22 protein-coding genes and 1 riboswitch are annotated in these 20,360 nt (G+C 39.7%); of the genes, 11 read left to right on the top strand and 11 right to left on the bottom strand.

What is annotated here, in order from left to right:
• Positions 1-132: 132 nt before the first annotated feature.
• From KHB02_RS22585 to thiT, 5 genes are all read right to left on the bottom strand, one after another.
• Entirely contained in the window at positions 133-591 is a 459-nt protein-coding gene (locus KHB02_RS22585) for a helix-turn-helix transcriptional regulator (protein WP_213141095.1), read from the bottom strand.
• 118 nt (positions 592-709) lie between these two features.
• Positions 710-868, bottom strand: coding sequence for a FeoB-associated Cys-rich membrane protein (locus KHB02_RS22580; RefSeq protein ID WP_213141096.1), 159 nt, complete (start codon positions 866-868; stop codon positions 710-712).
• Positions 869-887: 19 nt separating this feature from the next.
• Positions 888-2,891 carry a ferrous iron transport protein B gene (gene feoB, locus KHB02_RS22575; protein WP_213141097.1) on the bottom strand — a complete coding sequence of 668 codons (2,004 nt, stop codon included), beginning with the start codon at positions 2,889-2,891 and terminating at the stop codon, positions 888-890.
• A complete protein-coding gene (locus tag KHB02_RS22570; RefSeq protein ID WP_213116719.1) occupies positions 2,892-3,116 on the bottom strand; it encodes a FeoA family protein in 225 nt (74 codons plus the stop codon).
• 140 nt (positions 3,117-3,256) lie between these two features.
• Positions 3,257-3,844 (bottom strand): energy-coupled thiamine transporter ThiT, encoded by a 588-nt coding sequence (gene thiT / locus KHB02_RS22565; protein ID WP_213141098.1) that lies wholly within the window; start codon positions 3,842-3,844, stop codon positions 3,257-3,259.
• Positions 3,845-3,923: 79 nt separating this feature from the next.
• A riboswitch (TPP riboswitch) is annotated at positions 3,924-4,031 on the bottom strand.
• Between the two features lie 165 nt (positions 4,032-4,196).
• Between thiT and KHB02_RS22560 the strand changes: the two genes are divergently transcribed.
• From KHB02_RS22560 to KHB02_RS22540, 5 genes are all read left to right on the top strand, one after another.
• Complete coding sequence (locus KHB02_RS22560; RefSeq protein WP_213141099.1) at positions 4,197-4,751, top strand: GNAT family N-acetyltransferase; 555 nt, start codon at positions 4,197-4,199, stop codon at positions 4,749-4,751.
• Between the two features lie 170 nt (positions 4,752-4,921).
• Positions 4,922-6,229 carry a hemolysin family protein gene (locus tag KHB02_RS22555; RefSeq protein ID WP_213141100.1) on the top strand — a complete coding sequence of 436 codons (1,308 nt, stop codon included), beginning with the start codon at positions 4,922-4,924 and terminating at the stop codon, positions 6,227-6,229.
• Between the two features lie 147 nt (positions 6,230-6,376).
• On the top strand, positions 6,377-6,811 hold the full coding sequence (locus tag KHB02_RS22550; protein ID WP_213141101.1) for a MerR family transcriptional regulator: 435 nt from the start codon (positions 6,377-6,379) through the stop codon (positions 6,809-6,811).
• Between the two features lie 62 nt (positions 6,812-6,873).
• Entirely contained in the window at positions 6,874-8,229 is a 1,356-nt protein-coding gene (locus KHB02_RS22545) for a hemolysin family protein (protein WP_213116724.1), read from the top strand.
• A gap of 114 nt (positions 8,230-8,343) precedes the next feature.
• Positions 8,344-8,529 (top strand): hypothetical protein, encoded by a 186-nt coding sequence (locus KHB02_RS22540; protein WP_213116725.1) that lies wholly within the window; start codon positions 8,344-8,346, stop codon positions 8,527-8,529.
• Between the two features lie 49 nt (positions 8,530-8,578).
• On the opposite strand, the gene KHB02_RS22535 is transcribed toward KHB02_RS22540, so the two are convergent.
• Positions 8,579-8,875, bottom strand: coding sequence for a hypothetical protein (locus KHB02_RS22535; protein WP_241114024.1), 297 nt, complete (start codon positions 8,873-8,875; stop codon positions 8,579-8,581).
• Between the two features lie 234 nt (positions 8,876-9,109).
• On the opposite strand from KHB02_RS22535, the gene KHB02_RS22530 reads away from it, so the two are divergent.
• The 4 genes from KHB02_RS22530 to KHB02_RS22515 all read left to right on the top strand — a co-directional run bounded on the left by KHB02_RS22530 (position 9,110) and on the right by KHB02_RS22515 (position 12,046).
• Entirely contained in the window at positions 9,110-9,415 is a 306-nt protein-coding gene (locus tag KHB02_RS22530; protein WP_213141102.1) for a HesB/YadR/YfhF family protein, read from the top strand.
• 154 nt (positions 9,416-9,569) lie between these two features.
• A complete protein-coding gene (locus KHB02_RS22525; RefSeq protein ID WP_213141103.1) occupies positions 9,570-10,142 on the top strand; it encodes a DUF3939 domain-containing protein in 573 nt (190 codons plus the stop codon).
• A gap of 130 nt (positions 10,143-10,272) precedes the next feature.
• Positions 10,273-11,529, top strand: coding sequence for a DUF445 domain-containing protein (locus KHB02_RS22520; protein ID WP_213141104.1), 1,257 nt, complete (start codon positions 10,273-10,275; stop codon positions 11,527-11,529).
• A 148-nt stretch (positions 11,530-11,677) separates the two neighbouring features.
• Complete coding sequence (locus KHB02_RS22515; protein ID WP_213141105.1) at positions 11,678-12,046, top strand: cbb3-type cytochrome c oxidase subunit I; 369 nt, start codon at positions 11,678-11,680, stop codon at positions 12,044-12,046.
• Positions 12,047-12,154: 108 nt separating this feature from the next.
• On the opposite strand, the gene KHB02_RS22510 is transcribed toward KHB02_RS22515, so the two are convergent.
• The gene (locus tag KHB02_RS22510; protein WP_213141332.1) at positions 12,155-12,958 is read right to left on the bottom strand and encodes a 5'-nucleotidase, lipoprotein e(P4) family; all 804 of its coding nucleotides are present in this window, start codon (positions 12,956-12,958) and stop codon (positions 12,155-12,157) included.
• A 215-nt stretch (positions 12,959-13,173) separates the two neighbouring features.
• Between KHB02_RS22510 and KHB02_RS22505 the strand changes: the two genes are divergently transcribed.
• Positions 13,174-14,349 (top strand): PucR family transcriptional regulator, encoded by a 1,176-nt coding sequence (locus KHB02_RS22505; protein ID WP_241114025.1) that lies wholly within the window; start codon positions 13,174-13,176, stop codon positions 14,347-14,349.
• A 131-nt stretch (positions 14,350-14,480) separates the two neighbouring features.
• The gene (ald, locus tag KHB02_RS22500; protein WP_213141107.1) at positions 14,481-15,614 is read left to right on the top strand and encodes an alanine dehydrogenase; all 1,134 of its coding nucleotides are present in this window, start codon (positions 14,481-14,483) and stop codon (positions 15,612-15,614) included.
• A gap of 33 nt (positions 15,615-15,647) precedes the next feature.
• Here ald and KHB02_RS22495 read toward each other — a convergent pair whose 3' ends face one another.
• The 4 genes from KHB02_RS22495 to KHB02_RS22480 all read right to left on the bottom strand — a co-directional run bounded on the left by KHB02_RS22495 (position 15,648) and on the right by KHB02_RS22480 (position 20,271).
• A complete protein-coding gene (locus KHB02_RS22495) occupies positions 15,648-16,988 on the bottom strand; it encodes a UDP-glucose dehydrogenase family protein (protein ID WP_213141108.1) in 1,341 nt (446 codons plus the stop codon).
• A 26-nt stretch (positions 16,989-17,014) separates the two neighbouring features.
• Positions 17,015-18,484 (bottom strand): hypothetical protein, encoded by a 1,470-nt coding sequence (locus tag KHB02_RS22490; RefSeq protein WP_213141109.1) that lies wholly within the window; start codon positions 18,482-18,484, stop codon positions 17,015-17,017.
• A gap of 68 nt (positions 18,485-18,552) precedes the next feature.
• Entirely contained in the window at positions 18,553-19,476 is a 924-nt protein-coding gene (locus KHB02_RS22485) for an FTR1 family iron permease (RefSeq protein WP_213141110.1), read from the bottom strand.
• 39 nt (positions 19,477-19,515) lie between these two features.
• A complete protein-coding gene (locus KHB02_RS22480) occupies positions 19,516-20,271 on the bottom strand; it encodes a hypothetical protein (RefSeq protein ID WP_213141111.1) in 756 nt (251 codons plus the stop codon).
• Positions 20,272-20,360 lie beyond the last annotated feature (89 nt).

Raw genomic sequence — 20,360 nt, 5'->3', positions numbered from 1 at the left:
CTTTCATAACTACCGAACTACCCTTTTCCTTCCTCGCCCGGGCGTTATAAAGCTTTCATAACCACCAAAGCAACAATTCCATAAACAGAAAAAAGACAGCCCCCCACCCACGGCCATCCCATCTTCATGTATTTAGTCTTCACTTTTAGACAATTCCTTGAATCGCTGCTTAGAAAGCTTTTCGTCAAAGCTGCTGAAAATACGGTAATTTCCCCCATCTAAGATCCGAAAATGCTTGCTTAGAATATTCTGTTGGAGGACGAACCCGTTCTTTTTTAAAACGACCCGCCACCAGACCCGGCCGCCAAGTGTTTTGGCTTTCCGGTAATCAATGCCTTCTCTTGCTACCGTTTCAAGTACTTCAAGGGGCTCGTTTCCAAATAAAAATTGGACCGTTTCTGTTTCACGAAATAAGGCACAAACAGAAACTACCGTTGACCAGTTGGCAAGAACTCTTCCTTTTTCAATCTGTACAAGGGTTTTCTTAGAAACACCAATAATATCTGCCATTTTATCCTGAGTGTAGCCTGCTTCAGTCCGGATTAGCCGCAATTTCTCTGAAACAATCTGAATAATTTCATCTCTGGTCATACAAAGCCCTTCCTTCAATAACTTCTAGTGTAATTTTACACAAGTTTTCCCAATTTTAAAAGTAATAAGGGTATTCACATAAAAAAAACTGCTATCACATAAGATAGCAGTTCATTTATTACTTACTGATTTCTGGCGGTACACTACATCCGCCGGAGCAAGATTTGTTCAATTCGCATGCAGCACATTTTCCTTGTTTCGAGCGATTAATAAATCGTACAAGTGCCCAAGCGGCATATCCAAAAATAGCAACTCCAATAACAATGCTAGCAATCATAGAATTTCACTCCTTTTGTTTATACCAGACCAAACAGCTTGCCGCCCTGATAAATAATCAGCGATAAAACATAGGCAATGACTAATGCATAGCCGATCGCGAAGGCTGTCCATTTTTTTGATCCTGTTTCTTTATAAATGGTTGCGGTAGTGGCCAAGCATGGAATGTACAATAAAATAAACACCATAAAGCTGTAAGCAGCAAGCGGTGTATAGTAATTGGCCAGCAGCCCCTGCAGACTCGAATCATTCGGCACAAAATAAATAATGTTCATCGTCGAAATGATCGCTTCTTTGGCAAGGAAGCCGGTAATTAAGGATGCTGCCGCCTGCCATGTACCAAAGCCAATCGGTGCTAAAATCGGGGCAATGACACCGCCGATTGCCGCAAGGAAACTGTCATCCATTTCCACCTTCAAGCCGCCCGGCCCTGCATAGGATAAAATCCAAATGAAAACGGAACCGGCAAATATAAACGTACCTGCTTTCCGTACAAATCCCTTGCCTTTATCCCAGGTGCTTCTCCATAAGGATTGAAACTGCGGCAGCCGATATGGCGGCAATTCAATGACAAATAAGGAAGTCTGCGATTTTAACATGGTCGATGAAAAGATTTTTGCTAAGATTAACGCGACTACAATCCCTAATACATATAAGCTTAAGACAATAAAAGCTTTATGGTCTGCAAAAAATGCCCCGACAAATAAGGCATACACAGGCAGACGTGCTGAGCAAGACATTAACGGAGTCAGCAAGATTGTTAACAGCCGTTCACGCGGTGTTTCAATCGTTCTTGCCGCCATGATGCCCGGAACATTACAGCCAAACCCAATCATCATTGGGATAAATGCTTTCCCGTTCAACCCAACCGATTCCATAATTCTGTCCATAACCATCGCGACGCGGGCCATATAGCCGGAATCCTCTAATAACGATATGAAAAAGAACAAAATAAAAATCTGCGGTACAAAAACAAGAACACCGCCAACCCCGGCAACTAATCCTTCAATAATCAGCGCATGAATAAAGGCAGACGCATGAACAGCCGTCAGGGCTTTTTCAATACCAGCCGCGACCGGTCCTGTCAATAACCCATCAAGTGCACCCGACATCGGTGTCCCGAACCAATCAAATGTCAGCATAAACATTAAATACATAAGCAATAAGAAGATTGGCATTCCAAGATATTTATTGGTGACAATGCTGTCAATTTTTTCAGATAATGGCACGACACCATCACGTTTGCTCGTTGTTTCAGCGATAATTTTTTCAATCGCTGCTTTTCTTTTCATATAAATAAAGTTTGGTAATGTTTTAACGTCATACAATTTCTTGATGGACTCTTCCAATTTAGCTGAAAGAGCTTCAAGTTTTGCGCCATCCACAATTCGCGTTACGTAATTTTTTACGTATTCATTTCCTTCAAAATACTGAATCGCCAAAAAGCGCTTTGAATGCTCCGTTTTCCCAGCCAGTTCCTGAGATAGGTCGGCAATTGCCTTTTCCACTTCCACACCATAGTTTACACGGTTCTTTTTCACCGGCGTAAATGATTTTGTGGAAATAGTATTAACCAATTGGTCACAGCCCTTACCGCTTCTGGCGACGACGGGTACAACCGGGACACCCAGTTTTTCCGAAAGTTTCTCGGCATCAATCATAATCCCGCGCTGACTAGCGACATCAATCATATTTAAACCAATTAAAATCGGCTTTTCAAACTCCAGCAGCTGCATGGTTAAATGTAGATTCCGTTCTAATTGAGATGCATCCAATATATTCAATAGCCGATCGACGGAATCATTTAGAAAAAAGGAGGTGACGACTCCCTCATCTCTTGAAAGCGGGTTTAGTGTGTAGACACCCGGCAAATCTATTAATCTGCCAATATTATTTTTGAAAACGCCAACTTTCTTTTCAACCGTTACTCCGCTCCAGTTGCCCACATACTCATAGGAACCTGTGAGGTTATTAAACAATGAAGTTTTTCCAGTATTCGGGTTTCCAATTAGAGCAATTTCCATTTATATTCTCTCCACTTCAATCTGGACGGCTTCCTTGCGGCGGATTCCGACGCATTGGCCGCAGGACTCAATCATAATCGGGCCGCCAAAAGGCATAACGCATTTCACACATATTTCCGATCCTTCGGTAATTCCTAAATCAAGCAGACGTCTTTTCACAAGGTTACCGACATGGGAAATATCAACAATTTTCCCCTTTTCCCCTGCTTTCAAAGATGTAAACATATATTATCACCCAATCCGTTGTAATTGAGAATGATTATCTTTCTATATTGTCATTTTACACCTAAATTTTTAAAAAAAATATAAAAATTTGTGACAAAAAAAGAAAAAAAGAAAAGCACTTGGCTTTTCTTCATTAAATGTTATTGATATTTAACAACCATTCTTTTCGGCATAGCCGCAAGGACTAAAACAACGATTATGGCACTGATGATAAAGTTTGGCAGCATATAGGTCCCATTATAAATCAAGGAATAAACGGCTACCGGCTGGCCTTTAGGAGCATACTCGCCAAAGAAAGCAATTCCGGAATAAACATGACAGATATACCGAAGCAGGCTTCCCAGGAACGTTCCTATCACGGAATAAACCATCCAGCTTCCTTTATTCCCCTCTTCAAGAGCGTTCTTAACCTGGCGGGCAAAAATTCCGGCAAAACCGAGAACCGTAAACGCAATAAAATAATCGATAATTCCCTGAATAATCGTGTAGATTTGCGCAAAACCAAGAATGAATTGCAATAATCCCAACAAGAAGCCAGTTAATAAGCCGCCCTTAATTCCCCAGCGATACGCCATAATAAAAACCGGAACCATTGCAATGGAGATTGATCCTCCTTGGGGCCAAATTTTCAAGGACAAAATACTTGCAGCTAAGTCTAATAAATATGCAAGTGCCGAAAAGACGGCAACCTCTGTGATAAAACGTGTACTGCTTCCTTTTTGATTCACACTATTTTCCCCCTTGTTTATAAAAAATAAAAAATAAAAAAGCAATGCAAGACGTAAGGATTGTCTGCATTGCTTTCTAATATCGGCAAAACCACATCCCTACGCTAGCGTTAACTAACAGGTTCATAGGGTCAGAACTCGAACGTTCACTCTCAGCCGCTTATGCGCAGCTCCCCCTGTGGACTATTTACTTGTTTACATAACGAATGATACTACGGTTTAAAAGGTTTGACAAGGAAAATATTACAAACGTGTTGCAAATCCGGACCTGTTTTTTCCCCAAAAAAACAGCATCACAGCCCAAACCCAATTTGCATAGTATATAGTAAAAAAATTCCAGGAGTTATGACCTATGTTTACTTTAAAGGCTGACCATGAAATTGAGCTTCTTGTCTTTCAACGCCAGCATGCCTTACAGCTTTATCAGCTTGTCGAGGATAACCGTGACCACTTGCGAACATGGCTTCCCTGGGTCGATAGCATGACCACTCCCTATCAATTCGAAACTGTGATCCCCCATTGGCTGAATCAATTGGCCGAGGGCACCGCCTGCAACCTTGGCATCCTCTACAAAGGAAGGCTTGTTGGATCAATCGGACTTCATCAAATTGACTGGTACAATAAAATGGCCAGCATCGGTTATTATTTAGCAAAGGATGCAGAAGGTCATGGGATTATGATCCGCTCTGTTCATGCCGTGCTTAATTATGCATTTTTAGATTTAGGCTTAAACCGGATTGAAATCCGCTGTGGCGTAAAGAACATCAGAAGCCGAGCTATTCCCGAAAAACTAAGATTTCGAAAAGAAGGTTTATTAAGGGACGGAGAAAATTTGAACGGTTATTTCCATGATATTATCGTGTACAGTATGCTTGCCCGCGAATGGCAGCAGCCCCTCTCATATTAAACCCCTTTTACCAGCTGCCAGATGGCAGCTTTTTTTTGGTTTGTTCATTAATTTGCTCAAGAAGCATTTTTTTGAAATAATAAAACTATACACAAATACGGGAAGGCCGTAAGAAGAATAAGATTATTTTGTAAGTGAGGTGGCACACCTTACGCATCGTAAGGTCCCCAATGATTTGGATAAATATCTTGATAATAGCTCTGCTCATACTGTTTACTGCATTTTTTGTCGCATCAGAATTTGCGATCGTCAGAGTACGGACAACCAGAATCGACCAATTGGTTGCCGAGGGCAATAAAAAAGCCGAAGCCGCCAAGAAAGTCATATCCAATTTGGATGGATATTTATCGGCCACTCAGGTCGGAATTACGATTATATCCTTAATCTTAGGGTGGCTCGGCGAACCAACAATTCGAATGCTGTTAAAACCTATCTTGGATTGGCTGGAAATTCCGGCTTCACTAGGGCACATAATATCCGTTATTTTTTCGTTTATTGTCATTACCTTTGTCCATGTGGTCATTGGTGAATTATCGCCAAAAACGTTTGCAATACAAAAATCGGAGGAAATTATCCTGCATGTTGCCAAGCCGATGATTTTGTTCTATAAGCTGATGTACCCGTTCATATGGGCGTTAAACCACTCAGCCCGTTTTGTTACGGGCCTGTTTGGAATTAGGCCTGCCTCGGAAAATGATATCGTCCTTTCCGAAGAAGAATTACGGCTAATTTTATCACAGAGCTATAAGAGCGGTGAAATTAACCAGTCGGAATATAGCTACATGAATCGGATCTTTGAATTTGATGATCGCATCGCCAAGGAAATTATGGTGCCACGGACAGAGGTCATCACCTTTTCCAAAGATGCCTCTCTTAATGAAATTATTGAAACTGTCCAGGAAGAAGGATACACCCGTTATCCCGTCATTGATGGGGATAAGGATAACATTTTAGGTGTCGTCAATATCAAGGAGGTGCTGACCGACTGCATCCAGCAGAAATGCAGCGGCGAAGAACCGCTTACTACTTACATAAAGCCTGTTATACATGTAATTGAAACTATCCCGATTCAGGAGCTTTTAGTAAAACTGCAAAAAAACCGCTCTCATATGGCGGTTCTATCCGATGAATATGGCGGTACAGCCGGGGTTGTCACGGTCGAGGATATCTTAGAGGAAATCGTCGGGGAAATCAGGGATGAATTTGATTTGGATGAAGTACCCCTTATTCAGAAAAAGGGGGAGAATCATTTTATTTTGGATGGTAAAGTCCTCATCAGTGAGGTCAACGATATTTTAGGCACGACCCTTGAGGACGATGATGTTGATACCATCGGCGGATGGTTTTTGACCCAAAAATTTGATGTCCAAAAAGATGATACACTCGAAAGAGATGGTTTCACCTTTCAAATCAAAGAAATCGACGGCCACCATATCGGCTATATAGAAGTAAAAAAATCACCTGCGTCTCCTGAATAAGGGGACGTTTTTTTATTTTTTTAATATTTTGACATTAATATTCATATTACCTATAATTCTCCATAAAATATAGTTAACAATGCCTATAATAACCGAAACGTTTGACTGTACGGTTTAAATTCTCTATAATATTGTTAATTTATATATATGTCGAGGTGGTATGATGGGGCTGTTTATCGAATTGGCGAATTAGCGGAAAGAGCAATGGTTTCCAAGCGAACAATTGATTACTATACGTCTATTGGACTGCTCAAAGCAGATCGATCTGAGTCCAATTACCGCATCTATACGGACGAGTCATTACATGATTTAAAGTTTATCGAAGAATGCAAAAGTCTGCATTATCCATTAGACGAGATTAAGAGAAAACTAGAAATACGGAAAGAAGGCAGCATTCAGGCTTCAGAAGTGGAAAAACATGTGTGTACGCTGACCCAGCAAATGCTCAAGCTACACAATGATTTATTTGACATCATCCCATTTATGGAAAAATTGGATGAAAAGCAAAAAGAGACGCTGACAAATAACCTAAGTCTGCTTAGAACAGCATTATTGAAATCGCTTTTAAAGGTTTCAAGTTAATCTTTGAAAATACCAGGAGGTGACTACCTTACTCGTCTAAACAACGAGTTAAGGGAACTTATTTGGACATATTTAATTTGGTTTTAATAGCCATTTTAATAGCATTAACTGCTTTTTTTGTAACTTCAGAGTTTGCGATTGTCAAGATTAGAAGTTCAAGAATCGATCAGTTAATCGAAGAAGGAAGTTCGAAGGCCGTTTCAGCCAAAAGAGTGATTTCAAATTTAGATGAATATCTTTCTGCCTGTCAGCTTGGAATTACCATCACGGCTCTTGGGTTAGGTTGGATTGGGGAATCAACGATTGAACATTTGCTTGGTCCTCTCTTCATTTCATTGAATCTTCCCGACAATGCTGTAAAAATATTATCCATTTCGATTGCATTTGGAACAATTACCTTTTTACACGTCGTAGTCGGAGAACTTGCGCCTAAAACATTGGCCATTCAAAAAGCAGAATGGATAACACTTAAGGTAGCTCGCCCGCTCATTCTCTTCTATAAAATAATGTACCCGTTTATTTGGGTATTGAACGGATCCGCTCGAATTATTTCGAGAATCTTTGGGCTTAAACCTGTTTCCGAAAATGAAATCGCTCATACGGAGGAAGAGCTTCGAATTATCTTATCGGAAAGCTATAAAAGTGGTGAAATTAACCAATCAGAGTTCAAGTATGTAAATAAAATATTTGATTTTGATAATCGAATCGCAAAAGAAATTATGGTACCGCGGACCGAAATCGTCTCATTGTCTAAGGATGACTCGCTTGATGCCTTTTTATCAACGATCCGGGAAGAAAAATTCACCAGATATCCTGTAATCGATGGGGATAAGGACCATATCGTTGGGATTGTCAATGCCAAGGAAGTCATGACTGATTTTATTGGAAACGAACAGCTTTCGGCACAAACTCTCGAAGGGTATATCCGTCCAATCATCCGTGTAATTGAAACGATTCCTATTCATGATTTGCTTGTAAAAATGCAAAAAGAGCGAATGCATATGGCGGTTTTAATGGATGAATACGGCGGAACTTCAGGTTTGGTAACGGTAGAAGATATCCTTGAAGAAATTGTCGGGGAAATTCGCGATGAATTTGATATGGATGAGATTCCTGAAATTCGCAAGATCAAGGAAAATCATTATATTATTGATTCAAAGGTTTTAGTGAGCGAAGTCAATGATTTATTGGGCGTCGAAATTAATGACGAAGATGTTGATACCATCGGCGGCTGGATTTTAACCGAGAATTACGATGCCAAAGAAGGCGACATTATTGCACATGAAACGTACACTTTTAAAATTATTGAAATGGAAGACCATCATATAAAATATATAGAAGTCATGAAAAGTATAAACGACGGTGAACCAACAAACCTCAAGCAAGTGTCTTTATCCAACTCGGAGGTTCTTTACTAACATAATTTAAACAAACCTGTAAAAGGTTTGTTTTTTTGTCCTTTAAATCAGGACAATTGACTCATTCCAACATTTGTCTTGCCTGCATATCCTGCTATCAAGGAGGGGATGAAATTGAACCAAACTGCTATTCTTTTCTTGGCCTGTATTTTGGCTGGCTTCGCCTTAGTTAAAATGCCGACCATTTCATTTTTAGCTAGCCTGTCATCATTATTTCATGTTATCGGTGCACTTGCCATTCTCATTTTCGCACTTGCAACACTTTACCTTGGTGCTAAAGCTTTCTTCAAAAAGCTGTAAGCGCATTCGCCTCTGGATAGGAAAAGACCAGGTGAGTCCTGGTCTTTTTTTATTTTGACTTTAAAATCAAAGTTTCTTCTTCTACTTTTGCAATTTTAATTAGGTGGGAATCAAGGCGGCGATTGATATGCTGGATATCATGTATTTGCGATTCCTCGATCCGTTCTAACACTTCTTTAATATCGGATAAGTCGATTTGGTTAACAGCGACGCGATGTTCTATACTATCCATTTTCTCTAATCTTGAAAGTCTTTGTTCAATGTTCTCTAAAGTTTTGTTAAATGTATTTATTAGTGACTTCATGTCGTTTACGTTCTCATTTAATTTCTCAAACTGCTTTTCCATCAACAACATCCCCTTTCATGTGGTTATCATATCACCATTTTCACCATTAAGATGTTACAAAAACAGTAACTCTATAATCAAATTGTTAAAAATGAACTTTTTATAACAATTAACCCCAAAAACAGCTTCATGTGAATATTATCATAGGCAATTTCCAAGAAAAAACGTAATCTTTTAGTAAATAAGGATAATTCTTTAGAATTGTCACCTCATAGAAAAGGTTGGTGTTTGAATATGTTAATTTCTATTGATGAAAAAGCAGTAACATGGTTTGCAGGAGAATTCGAATACACAAGGCCCTTTAGCGTTCGTCTGTTCCCGCAATATGCCGGCTTTGGCGAAAAGCACAAAGGCTATAGTCTTGCATTTTCAATTGAAACACCATCAAACTCTGGGTTCTCGCAAGAAGTAAATGGAATGAACTTCTATATAGAAGAAAATGATTTATGGTTTTTTGAGGATACTGAAACCTATTTATCCGTTGATGATTTCCTTAAAGAGTTACATGTGACATACAAGGATGTAAATTTCGTAAATTAATCCCCCTGGTGCATATTAAAAGGTATCCTGCTGGATACCTTTTTGTTTTTCGCCAATAACCGCTCGACATTTTCACCAAGAAATGGCAAAATTTTATATAGTGAAATATAATATTTTTAAAGAAATAATAATACATCCATATAAATAGGGGGGCATGGATATTATATTAATTTACACTATCTTAGGGATTGTAATAGGCGGAGCTGCAATATATTTATTCTTAAAACATATTAGTCATAAAAAGGAAGACAAGAAACAAAAGGTTCCAGTCAAAGGTACAGCCGAGGATAAACAACATCCGATTATAGATGCAACGTTAGAAGAAATAAAAAAAACCGTTCATAATTTTTCCAACAATCTGCCAAAAGGGGTATATAGAACCATTCTTGTTAAAGAGGATAACTCCATCGATTTTAAACAGCTTGCCCATCTTCTTGGCGGGATACCTGAAAGAAAATACTATATGTCGAAGGAAACCTATGACATATTTGAAGAACACGAAAAGCATATCCCAGGGGAAATGGACATTGTCCAAAAAGCAGTTGACCTATATGTCAAGGAGCACAATGAATATCCGATGCTGCCGTTTGACCCGGAGCGCAGAGTAAATTATTATCAGCTAATCCAGGACAAATATTTAAAATCAGCTCCAGAAATACAATTCTATATTACTGATTTAGACGGGCTGATTACCCACAAAAAGCCCGCGAAAAAAACCTCCTCTTAAGCCAACGAGAAGGTTTTTTTCTTTCTCAACAAGAATAGGATTTTTAGATAGGTTTTTTTTGCTTTTTTTTCTACAATATTGAGATAATAGCATTATGACTTTATCTTTATGAAAAATGAGGGGTACAATAATGGTTAATAAGAAAACAAATACACGACATCTGGCTACCATTTCATTAATTATTATGGCAGCTGGATTTCTTGCTACAATTCCCATGCCGCCATCCATTTGGAGAACAGTTCTCCAAGGTGGTTTTGAAGCAGGGCTGGTAGGTGGCCTTGCCGACTGGTTTGCCGTGACGGCCCTTTTTCGGCATCCGCTAGGGCTGCCAATCCCGCATACTGCTCTTTTGCCGAAAAATCGCAGTAAAATTATCGCAAAAATCATCTCGATGCTGGAAAATGATTGGCTGACGAAAGAAAGTATCCAGCAGAAAATAAACAATTTCCAGTTCACGGAGAAAATTTTTTCACTCGTCAATGAGGAAATACACGGAGACAATCTAAAAAAGAATAGCATAAAGGTTATTAAACATTTAATTAAGATGGTAAACCTGCAAAAAATGGCCCCGGTCATTGAAAAGGAGCTTAAATCTCAGCTTAATAGCTTAGATACAAAGCATTATCTCCCTCTCCTGATTGACCAGGTTACAGTCAGAAAATATGATGAAAAAGCACTTGATTTGGTACTTAAGGAAATTGATGTTTGGGCCAAAAAGGATAGCACTAAATATCGTCTCGGCGGAATTGCTGTGGAGATGATTGAAAATATTCCAGCCGACGGGATTATGCAGTTTGCAATCCGATCATTTAGCAATCTCGTGAATGAGGAAAAGCTGGGCAATATCATCCAGAATCTAATCATTAAGGGTGTCGATAGCTTCCGTGACCCCTTTAACCAAAACAGGCAAACCCTATTGATTCACATTCACCAGAAACTTGAGAGCCTGAAAAGTGACGAAAAAATGTATGAAGAATTGGAACGCTTTAAATCCCAATTGATTGCAAAATGGGAACCTGAAGAAAAAATCAACGAATTCCTGGCGAATGCTCAAGCTAAAGCACTGGATTTTGTGGAAGACCCTATTTTCTACGATGAATATCTTCTTCCTTTCATAAAGGACGGACTAAGTGAATTCGGGTCAAATCAGGAAAAGATGGGACAGCTTGAAGCTTGGATTAAAATGCAAATTGCCGGGTTTGTTGATAAAAACCATTCCAAAGTCGGCAAACTGGTCGAAGAAAATCTTGAAAAGCTGGATAATAAAACGCTCATCCACATGATTGAAACCAATGTAGGAAAAGACCTGCAATGGATTCGGGTTAATGGAGCATTGTGTGGTTTTCTCATCGGGCTGGCACTAGTTGGAATAAAAGCATTGTTTTAAATGTAAAGCACCTTTCGGGGTGCTTTATTTTTATTACTTTAGTATCAGAGTAAATCCGTTCTCGTCCTCGAAAATGATAGTTCTACAATGAAATAGCCCTACATATTTACTACTATAGTCATTATTTTTAAGGGAGGTAGGTAGGAAAATGGGTATTAAGTTTATTAAAGTTTCTGTTTGCTACTTTGTCATTGGAGTATGCCTTGGAATGTACATGTCGATGACGGAAAACTTTAATTTTACTCCAGTTCATGTCCATATTAATTTATTAGGATGGACAGCGATGACGCTTGCCGGTCTTATTTATGTTGCCTTTCCTCAAGCCGCGGAAACCACATTGGCAAAAGTTCACTTCTGGCTTCATAATATTGCCCTTCCTGTCATGATGATCTCACTGGCACTGCTGGTTTCAGGTAATGAGTCTGCCGGTCCAGGTGTTGCTGCTGGCGGAACATTAATGGTCCTCGGTATCATCCTTTTTGCCATCAATATCCTTAAGAATGTAAAAGCAAATTAATATTCTGGCAAACATAATAAATTTCCTGCATTTATTCTGATAGTCCTTCTAAAAATTCAATAAAAAGCGCTGCGGGCTTTTTTTTCCGCAGCGCTTTTTAAATGAAAATTATGGTTCAAAGCTTTGAAGGTTATCTTTTCTTATTTTCATATAGTCTGCAGGAGCCTTCTTCAAATCATAATCGTAAATGGCCCCTTCCCAATCCCCATACATTGGATTTGGAAAGACGATAAACTTACTGCCGAACTCGGCATTTATTCTGTCAACTGACTTCATCCTATCTGCAGCGGATAATTGATCAAATCCTTTAAAATCCCCGAGATTATCCCCAAATAACAGGACAATATCGTAATCTTTCGCTACCTGTTCCCGCCGTATTTCCTTGCCTATTTCTTTTTCCTGCTGTAATAAAACATGCTCCTTATCCGCTTTCGGAGCGCCAACCATTTGTAAATTTTTGATGGTCGCTTCCTTGTGTGCTTCCTTGCGGTTAGAAATATAGAAGATCTCCACTCCCCTTGATTCGGCATACTTCAGGAAATCCAGCGCACCTGGCAGCGGCTTTGCTTCCGCCCTGTTAAACCAATCACTCCAATCAATGGGGTCTCCTTTTCCGGTTTGAACCATCCAGGCATGATATGGACTGTTATCCAGTACCGTTTCGTCAATATCAAGCACGATCGCTGGTTTTAACCCATTCCTTTTAAGCTTTTTGGAAAGAATTTCATCCAGTCTTAGTTTGCCAAGGGAGTACCCTTGATAATATAATGCCTTTGCCTCACCAGACTTTTGAAACCATAAGACTGACATGGTATTCTGCTCATACAGGCTTTCAAGCGGACTTTTTTCAGTCTGCGCTAAGCCAAGTGAATTTGGGAAAATTAATAAATACAAAGCAGCAGCAAATAACATGGTCAGTTTCCTCAATGTACATACCTCCTTTACGCATATAATTTTAGTATGCGAAAAAATTAAGCATTCAACCTTATCTTGTAATTTTGTAAAATAAAACAAAGAGCATTATATAACAGAAAAGTTTTCCTACATAAATGGAGGTCAACAAATTGGAAGGTAATCGATATGACCCTTTTAAGGCTGCTTTTGATAGTTTAGATGAATTTGCCGACATGATCAGCCAGGTGCTTAAATGCCCGATTACGATTGAAGATGCGAACCATCGTCTGCTTGCCTATAGCACCCATGACGAGCGAACGGATCCGGCTCGAATTTCCACCATTATTGGCCGCCGAGTACCTGAAAAGGTTATTAATCAATTATGGAAAGAAGGAACCATTCCTGCCCTGCTTAAAACCAAGGAACCAATTCGGGTAAAAAACATGGAGGATATCGGTCTTGGCCATCGGGTCGCGATTTCAATTTGGAAGCAGGATGAGGTATTAGGATTCATTTGGGCCCTTGAAATCGATCGGTCATTAACAAACGAGGATTTTACCTTATTAAAAAATGCTGCGGACGCAGTCAAAAACAAACTGCTGCAGCTTCAGACAAGAAAAAATAAAAAGGAAGAACGTACCCAGGAATTCTTTTGGAAACTGTTAACCCGGCATTTGAACTCATCTAGGGAAATTATGGAGCACTTCCATTTTCTACAAATAACTCCCGCTAAATTCTTTGCCGTGCAGGTTTACAAACTGCCGCACAACATTACAACCAAAGAAGAACAGGCTATTTCCTATTTATTAAAGACAACTCAGCGGGTCAAAATTTTGCTTTATGCCATTGATTGCAACCAGCTTATCTTACTGGCCGCAGCTGATTATTTTGAAAACCCGATCCCAGAACTAGATCAATTTGCGAGAATGTTTGCTGCTAAATTAGATGACCGCTTCGGAATTAAAGAGATTACCCCCGCCTGCAGCGGCATTTATGAGGATTATTCAAAAATCAGCAAAGCTTACGATGAAGCAAATGCTGTATTAACGGTAAAAGACAAATTCCCTAAGGAAACAAAAGACATCATTAACTATCAAAAGCTGGGCATTTATCAGTTATTTGATTTGCTTTTAGAAAAAAGAAGAAATGAAGAATACGAGAACTATTCCTTAAAAAAGCTTCACGAATATGATCAAAAACATAACAGCAATCTTCTTGAAACATTGGAGAGTTTCTTAAACTTTGATGACAATATAAACGATGCAGCGAAGGATTTGAATGTCCATGCCAACACTTTGGCCTATCGCATAAAGCGAATCTCCGAAATTGGCGACATTAATTTTAAAGACCCTAATCAAAAAATGATGCTCTACCTTGATTTAAAGCTTAATAAATACAAGGGGATTTAAACAAAACTTTTTGTGAAAATCCCCAAAAAGTTAAAACATTATTTTTCTTTCCTGACAAAGAAATTCTTCCCTAAACCTTTTATACTTTATCCATAGGATTTTTGATTGAAGATTAGGGAGGAATTAACAAGATGATTATCGGGGTACCTAAAGAAATAAAGAATAATGAGAATCGAGTAGCACTTACTCCAGCAGGTGTTATTTCATTTATTAATGCCGGCCACACGGTTTTAATCGAAAAGGGCGCCGGAATTGGAAGCGGTTTCAATAATGAATCGTACGAAAAAGCCGGCGCCCAAATTATTAATAGCGCCGAACAGGTCTGGACAAAAGCGGATATGGTTATGAAAGTCAAAGAGCCGCTCGCTAGTGAATATCAATACTTCAGGCAAGGGCTGATTTTATTTACCTATCTACACCTTGCTGCTGAGCCTGCTTTGGCACAGGCACTTAAAGATAAGGGCGTCAGTGCGATTGCCTATGAAACCGTATCGGTAAACAATACACTTCCATTGCTAACGCCGATGAGTGAAGTGGCTGGCCGAATGGCTGCCCAAATCGGAGCCGCATTCCTGCAAAAAAATAACGGCGGCCAAGGGATTCTGCTTGCCGGTGTACCAGGAGTAAACCGCGGAAAAGTAACCATCATTGGCGGCGGTGTTGTCGGAACAAATGCAGCTAAAATGGCCATCGGCTTAGGTGCTGACGTAACGATTATTGACCTAAGTGCGGACCGCCTGCGCCAGCTTGATGATATTTTCGGAAATCAAATTAAAACATTAATGTCCAATCCATATAATATTGGGGAAGCGGTTGCTGAAGCTGATCTGTTAATTGGGGCAGTGTTAATTCCAGGTGCAAAAGCGCCTAGGCTTGTCAAAGAAGAAATGGTGAAAGCAATGAAGCCGGGGTCAGTTATTGTTGATGTGGCAATTGACCAAGGCGGCATCGTCGAAACAATTGATCACGTGACCACCCATGATAACCCAACCTTTGAGAAGCATGGAGTTATACACTACTCTGTTGCCAATATGCCAGGTGCGGTTCCTAGGACCTCTACTATTGCCTTAACGAATGTTACGGTTCCTTATGCCCTTCAAATTGCGGGTAAAGGCGTTTGTAAAGCGATTTCGGAGAACCCAGCATTGAAACTTGGCGTAAACGTGGCAAACGGAGAAATCACTTATGAGGCAGTTGCCCACGATTTGGGATATGCTTATGTACCTGTTGAAATCGCATTGGAAAAGGAACTTTCCTCAAAATAATCATACGCCTCCTTACAAAAAGGAAATCCCCTTTTAACTTACGGGATTTCCTTTTTTCATTTTTCCATATACACTGGGTCTGCCAATTGAGTGATATTCGATTGGATATTTTTCAACGATTTCAAGCTGAAAACAATTTCTTCCATCAAAAACAACCGGCTGTTTCATGAGCTCAGAAAAGCTGTTTAGTTCAATCGTTTTAATTTCCTCCCAATCCGTCACGATCAACGCCAAATCAGCCCCCTTAAGTGCCTCATGTAGTGAATTTGTATAGGAGATGAGCTCCCCTAATTCCAATTTGGCATTCTCTATTGACACAGGATCAAAGCCAATGATCGAGGCCTCCTCCTTCACCAGCTGCCTTGCCAGCTTGATTGCAGCACTCTCACGGACATCATCTGTATCAGGTTTATAGGCAAGTCCCAATATCGCTACTCTCTTCCCTTTTAAATTAGAAAATCTGGTTTGTGCCTTTTGGAATAGTCGTAATTCCTGCCTTCGATTAATCTGTAATGCTTCCTCCAGCAGTTTGTTTGGCTCTCCTGCCTTTTGTGCCATATTAACAAGTGCCTCGGTATCTTTCGGAAGACATGAGCCGCCAAAACCGATGCCGGCATTTAAGAACGACAGCCCAATCCGATTGTCCATCCCCATTCCCATTGCTACATCTTCAATATTTCCTCCGATTTGTTCGCAGTAATTGGACAGGGCGTTCACATAACTAATTTTCAAGGCCAAAAATGCATTTGCAGCAACCTTAATTAGTTCTGCACTGCTTGTATCTGTTTTCATAATTGGAATGCCAAATGGCTTATATAAATCCTCTAAGCAATTTAAGGCATACTCACTCTCCGAACCGATAATAATCCTGTCCCCATGAAACATATCATGAATAGCTGAACCTTGACGAAGAAACTCCGGGTTTGCCGCAATGTGGAAATTGAGCTTTTGGGGACTATTTAACTTAATCCATTCCTTAATCTTTTCACTAGTTCCGGCTGGTACGGTACTTTTCGTTACAATAATGACATCTGGACGAACAATGGATTGGCCGATTTCGATTGAGACTTGGTTAATATAGTGCAAATCTAACAATCCATCTTTTGTTTTTGGCGTTCCCACAGTAATGATGATGATTTCCGCATCTTTATAGCCCTCAGAAGAACTAGCTGTAAATGAAATCCTGCCCGCCTCTATATTTCTCTTTAGCATCTCTTCCAAGCCAGGTTCATAAATCGTTGATTTTCCTTTTTTGAGGATTTCAACTTTAGTAGATTCTTTATCAACACAAATGACCGAATGACCAATCTCCGCTAAACAAACCCCTGTGACTAGTCCAGCATATCCTGTTCCCGCGATCGCAATTTTTTTCAATGCTTAAGTCCTTTCTATTACAATCATTAATGGTCGATCCATTTATATAAGGTAATTTCATTATAAACTGGGTCATAAAGCTCTCGTGACTTGAAGCTCTTCAGCTTTTTTATCTTCCCCTTAACGGACCCCCCCTGTGAAACAAACCCTTTTACTACTTTGTCCGTCAGCAGCACCGTTCTTCCTTGATAATATTTTGTTTCCATTTGAAATAATTGGTACGTGTTAATCCTTTTGTGGGTGTACGGTGCATGTAAATATTGCAATACCCGTGTTTCCTCCCATGTGTAAAGAATAACCGGTTCATTCATTTTTTCAATATACGCATTCATTTGATAAACGGCAGGCTGTTCAGCCGCTTCCGCTTTTAATAACTCCACACTTTTTACAGTTTGAAATCCAAGCAAAATAACGGCCATGACGGTTATGAACCAGGGAATCCTTTTTGCGAAAAGCTGAAAACAAAGATAGAAAATAAGCAGAGCCGCAAGCGGGAGGATATGCCTTGGTTTCTCAATATTTTGTGCCAGCAGTGCCCATAAAAAATAACTGAAAAACAACAGATAAATTAAATTCACAAAAGGCTTTCTTGCTTCATACTCTATTTTGGGTCTACTGCTAACTCCTATCCTTATAAACAAGCAAAGATAAATAACAGCAATTATGTACTCTTTTGCGGCAATACCTGTCCAAAGAATATTATCCCATAAAAATATCGAACATCTCTTCAAAAAACTAATCTCAGATGTTTCGACTGCTCCGCCCCAATCTGTGAAATGGCCACTTGTAAAGGCTAAAGAAAGCTTAATAAAACCTGTCAGACTTCCTTCAGAGATGATCAGAGCGACAACCCAGCAGGCCTGAAAGACAAGCCCAAAGAGAGCATAATAACCGGCCTCTTTTAATGTTAGAAGCCCATTTTTCCATTTCCAATAAAACAAAAACAAGATGCCCAATGCAAACGGCAGATAGGAAAGACGGATACCTAGCATGATACTTAAAATGCCTAATGGCAATAAAATAAAGGAGGAATTGTGTCTTTCCATAGCTAATGTAAGACTCCAAACATACCACCAAAGGACTGCGAGCGCCGCCCCTTCTGACATCGGCTGATTGACCATGATCACAATATAGGTTTGCGAAAAAATGATGGCCGTTGCCAGCCATGAAAAGTGGACAGGCAGTAATTTTCGAAAGAGCCGATAAATCGGAAATAGCGAGCTTGCATAAGCCAGAATATTAAACATGGTCAGGGCCACTGCTGGATTTTCTAAAAAAGGATAAAGGATTTTTCCACCCAATATAAAGAAGGGATATCCAGGAAAATGGGGCTGCATAGCCATTAAATCAAAACGAATCACCGCCAGGGAAAAATCCACCTGATCCCATGTTGAGGCGAATGGATTTAAAAAATAAAGCTGAGAGGCACTCACAGTTATGATTGTTACCATGCTTAATGCCATTAGAAATCCACGCTTGAATCCTGCTAATTTCATATAATCACCTGCTTTTGGTAAGAGAAAAAGTACAAGGCGTCCGCCTTGTACTTTTAAGTTTCGCTGAACTATTTTGCCTGTGGTTTAAGCAGTTTGGCTGATTTGGCCGCTTCTTCCTTTTTTGCTTTTACCGGAGCATTTTTTGAGGAAGTAAGCAATAAAATAACGACAAAATAACCAATATAGGCAAGTACCTCTTCAATCGAAGGCATCGATGAATAGCCGAATAAGGCCTTTAAAAAGATGCCAATATCCCCTGAAATGAGCGGCGCAGTACCATGATCACGAAGATAATGGCTATAGTCAATCGGATGCTCAGGTAAAAACCAGGTAAGGTCATATACATGTGGAATGACACTACCGATAATGTTTAAATCCTGCATCATCGAAATCGCCTGTACCAATAACCCTGCGGAAATTAAAATAATAAATGCACCAGTCAGTTTAAAGAAAGTGCTTAATGGAATTCTCATTGTTCCTTTAAAGAAGAAATACGAGACGACAGCGGCGATGATCACCCCGGTTATTGCACCCCAGCCCTGCATTGCAGCGCCAATGTTACCGCCGGTTATTGCAGCAAAGAAAAATACCGTTTCAATTCCTTCTCGAAGGACGACCAGAAAGGAATGAATGACCATGCCAACAACGTTGCCGGTCGTAATAAACTTATTCATTTTCCCTTCCATGTTTCCTTTTAAATCACGAGCATGACTGGCCATCCAAAACACCATTTGCGTGAGGAGGACGGTTGAAACAAGCATAATCCCTATTTTCAGATACATCTCGCTTCCCATTGCCGCAAATCCAGTAAACACGACCTGGAATAACAAGGCCGCCCCGAAGCTCGCCAGGACGGCAAGGCCTGCTCCCAACCAGACATATTTTGTGTATTGCTTTTGGTTCACTCTTTTTAAATAGGTCGTAATAATCCCGACAATGAGCAATGCCTCTAAAACTTCCCGAAATGTTATCAGCAGCGCTTGAATTTCCACAGCCGCCTCTCCTCTCTCCAAAGGTGTCTTTTCGTTTTATTATTTCCTTCTTCTTCGAACAACAAATACGACAACTGCAATGATCACTGCAGCAATTAAGATCAGCGGAATCCAATTTCGAATATTCGAAACATCTGTCCAATCCTTTTTGCCACCGGCATTAGACTCTGTCGCACTCTCTGAAAAATGTCCTACATCAAGGCTTTTTATTTTAAATTCTGTTTTTAAAGTATCCAAAATGTCATCTTTATTTTGCTTAAAGGAATCTAGACTAGCTTCCTTTTTCCCTACGCCAAACAAACCAGGGTTCCCCAATGCTTGAAGTGCCTCATCAAAATCCGCTCGGATTTTTTTATCGTTTTCCGGATGCTCAGCTTCAACCTTTGGTGACAATGCTTCGTATGTAGCAAATCCTTTAGCAAGGAGTCTTTTCGTAGTCTCATATTCTGAAAAATTATTTTCAATACTATCAAGGCGTCTCGCGATATTTAAGACAAGAAGCTTCTCCATATTATCGGTTAGCGCCTGTTTATCTTCATCTGCCAAGTTTTTAAGAATAAGCTTGGATGGCTCAGGCCCCATGTGCATATCAATTTCTTCTTGAACAGATTCATAAGACTTTTTTGCAGCTGTAAAATTTGGAGGATTCTCATCAAGTTTTACGAGCATTTCTTTGTAAACTTGAGCAACTTTCTCTTCGTTGGGGTCACCGTAGGAATAAGCCTCCACCCCGTGAATGGAAAGGGCATTTATTATTAAAAAAGTAATGAAAAACAATACTGAAAATTTCTTCATTAAAAAATTTCCTCCTCCACTGATAATGATAATGATTATCATCTTCGCTGTCAATCCACCAAATTAGAAATTCACATAAATAACATATT

The sequence above is a fragment of the Neobacillus citreus genome (genome assembly GCF_018343545.2).
Classification (GTDB): Bacteria; Bacillota; Bacilli; order Bacillales; family Cytobacillaceae; genus Neobacillus; species Neobacillus citreus.
The sequence above is the reverse complement of the archived record's forward strand: the minus strand, read 5'-3'. Positions and strand labels throughout refer to the sequence as shown.